We start from the raw sequence: 3,469 nt of genomic DNA, 5'->3' as shown, positions 1-3,469 counted from the left end.
GTATAAGGGATGAGTGGAATGCGCCCTCGGCGCATCAGAATATCCTGATAATTCTCCTGACTCCCATAGCCGGCATCCGCAACGATATGCGGTGGTAGTGGTAAATATGAGCTGATCTCATCTAAAAAGGGGAGTAACGTCCGGGCATCCGTCGGATTCGGATAAATATCATAAGCGAGTGTGTACTGTCCTTCGGTCGCGATTTGAACGTTATAGCCTGGCTTGAGTTGTCCATTTTGCATATGATCTTCCTTCATTCGCATGAACGTCGCGTCTGTGTCTGTTTTCGAATAGCTGTTCCGTCCAGCGAGCGTCCTCTTTTGGAGGGCGTATCTCTGTTTCCGCTCGATGAAATCTGTAATCTCCTTTCGAAGGAGACGTGGTTCCTTCCGTTCAGAACGTAGACGTTTTCTTTCTTGAGTATCCGAACTCGCCTCGATTTTTTGGTTGATGGAAGCGATATGTGCGTCTAAAGCTTCACCCATGTGTTCGAGTTCTGAGAGAGTGAGCTCGTCCGGGCTTTCTCGTTCAATTTCCGGTAGGATGTCTTGTTCGACGAGGTTGTCATAGATACGATTCGATTTGTCCACGAGAGACGAACTATGACGTTCGATCGATTTCCGCCAAACAAAGGTGTATCGGTTCGCATTCGCCTCTAGCTTTGTACCATCGATAAAGATGGCTTCTTCATTGATTTCTCCCATCTCGACGAGATGGCAACGGAAGGTAACGAAGGCTTGCTTCAAGATTGGAGTGACTGCGGGATGCACTCGAAAACGGTTGATGGTACGATAGCTCGGCGCATTCCCTTGCGCTAGCCACATCATCCGCAGACTATCGGATAGTAATCCTTCAATCTTCCGACCGGAGAAGACCGACTGTGTGTAGGCACATAAAATGATTTTCATCATCATCCGCGGATGATAAGCAGGGCATCCCGTCGTCCGCATGAAAGGATCGAAAACATCATCCGGAATGGATTCGACGAGATGATGGACAGCGAACGCGATATCATTTTCTTGAAGACGAACTTCTAAATCTAAGGGCAGAACCAGCTGGTTCATGTTATAATCTTTAAACATAAGGGCACCTCCGATGGTTATAGTTTAGTCACTTTAACTTTATCAGAGGTTGTCCTTATTTGTTTATTCAGAATCGGTTTTTCGTCATAGAACAAGGCCCTCGAAACGACTACACGTTTCGAGGGCCTTTCGTTTGTGAAACTGAGTTATGTCCCAGCCTCGTTTTTTCGTATCATCGGTCAAACAGAGTAACTGCCGTCTGGTTGTTCAAGTAATTCAAGGGTTTGAGTGCGCATCATTTGATCCGTTTTGAAGTACGCATCGACGACACGAGAAGCGGCAAACCCATCCTCCATCGGACCGTATGTCGCACGGAACGTATCGAGTTGCGCTTGATACATTTTCGTCAGACGCGGAATGTCCGATAAGGCGTGAAGCAAAGCCTCTTCCGTTTCTAAGATCGGTCCCGGAAGGTCATTGTAGTAATCCAGGTAGAAGCCGCGTAACGTATCTCGATAAAGATCGAGGTCATACGCATAGAACATCATTGGACGATTCATGTTCGCGAAGTCGAAGAAAACAGAAGAATAGTCTGTGATCAGTAGATCGGTGATCAAGTAAAGTTCTTGAATATCCGGATAGGCCGTCACGTCGATGAATTGTTCCCGGTGCTGCGCTGGAATCTTCGGCTTTTTCGTGACGAGCACATGCGTCCGAATCAAGAAGACATACTCATCGCCTAACGCTTCCGCGACCCGGTCGAAATCAAACGGATAGTCGAAGTAGAACTTCCCTTTACCGAGCGACTGATGGTCACGGAAAGTCGGTGCATACAAGATGACTTTCTTGTCTTCCGGTAGTTGAAGCTGCGTCCGGATCCGTTCGATTGTCGCCGCATTATTCGCCGTAAAGAAGAGATCGTTTCGCGGATAACCAGATTCGACGACCGGTCCCCCGTACTGGAACGCACTTCTAAAGATGTTCGTCGCATAGGGACTCGGAGACAAGAGGACGCTCCATTGCTGGATCGCGTTCGTTACACGCTCGACATAGCCTTCGTCCCGTCCATGGATCTCGTCTAAGTCAAACAACATCTTCTTCAAAGGTGTGCCGTGCCATGTCTGAATGTAGGTCGTCTCTTTTCGCCGCGTCATGTAATGCGGGAAGTTCTGATTGTTGACCCAAAACTTCGCCGTCGCCATGTAATAGAAATAGGCAGGAGATAAGCGTTTGACGACTTTTGCGTTCGGATCTCCGAGATAAAGCTTCTTGTTATAGATCCAGACGACTTTGTAGCCGAGTGCTTGTTTCTTCAGTTCCTCGTAAATGTAACGCGGACTGTCCGCGTAATGTTTACCGAGCCCACTCTCGAAGACGACGAGTTTCGGGTCGACCGGCAAGACGCGTTGCATGAGCCGGTATCCAGCCTTCATCGTCGGGAAGTAGAACCGGCTTCGGCGATAGACCTTAAAGAGGATGTTCGCTGCCTCGTTCGTCTGAATCTTTTCAAAGAGGCTCGTCTGTTTCGTATAATTAGCGATTGTTTGATAGACCTGATCAGAGTAAGTCGTATCCGTTTTCGTCAAGAAGACGTCAGCGCGTCGTTTGTATTCGTCCGCCATCTCAAAATTATGGCGTGCCGTCGCGTCAAGATCGTCGAACAGGTCATCAATCGTTTTTGAGATTCGACCCGGTAATTCGTTCTCGAGATCGAGATATGAACCGAGTGGACCGATGAAGCGTTTCGGGTCGAATTGGAGATAGTGAACCGGTCGCTTTAAGAAACTGAAGTCAAAGGCAACACTCGAGTAGTCAGTGACGAGCAACAGGCTCTCTTTTAATAACCCTTGGACGTCACGTTCGCCTTGGTGGATGACCGTGATCGGTAAGTTCTCGAAATGACTCGAATATTGCTGCATGTTTGGATGCAGGCAAAGAACGATCTCGAGACGATGCTGTTTCGCGTACGCATGCAAACGATCACTCGATAGGAACGCTTGGTACTGCTGATAGTATTCTGATTCGAAGAACTGGAGTGGCGTCTGTAACCACGACCGCCACGTCGGAATGACGAGCATCTGACGTTTGACCGGGACGTCATTTTTCAAGAGTGCATCAAAGCGAGACAAGCCAGTAATTTTGACCTCGCGCTCAGCGTATCCCATATCTTGTGTGACGAGTCGTTTTTCCCGCTCCGAGCTGACAAGGAACAAATCCGTGTCGAAGGCAGCAGCAAATTTCCCGTATTGATTGTTCATGTTCTTCGTTCCGAGAACCCCGTGTTGGATGAAGACACGATCTGCACGCATCTTGCGTTTGAACGGCTCCGAGCGAAGCGGATACAAGTATTCCGCGTGGTGTGTCCCGATGACCTTCTTTGCCATCAAAGAGTGATAGATGTGTTCCTTCGATTTGATCGGCAAGACGTTTCCGAGCGGAGCGACTTG

2 protein-coding genes are annotated in these 3,469 nt (G+C 48.5%); both read right to left on the bottom strand.

Translation table 11 applies throughout. The features are described 5' to 3' along the window. On the bottom strand, window positions 1-1,082 hold a 1,082-nt coding region (locus KNQ15_RS16480; RefSeq protein WP_214730111.1), incomplete at its 3' end, for a transposase. Window positions 1,083-1,261: 179 nt separating this feature from the next. Then, on the bottom strand, window positions 1,262-3,469 hold a 2,208-nt coding region (locus tag KNQ15_RS16475; protein ID WP_214730110.1), incomplete at its 5' end, for a CDP-glycerol glycerophosphotransferase family protein.

The organism is Exiguobacterium sp. s168 (assembly GCF_018619035.1).
GTDB classification, from domain to species: domain Bacteria; phylum Bacillota; class Bacilli; order Exiguobacteriales; family Exiguobacteriaceae; genus Exiguobacterium_A; species Exiguobacterium_A acetylicum.
This window is presented reverse-complemented; position numbering and strand designations above follow the sequence as displayed.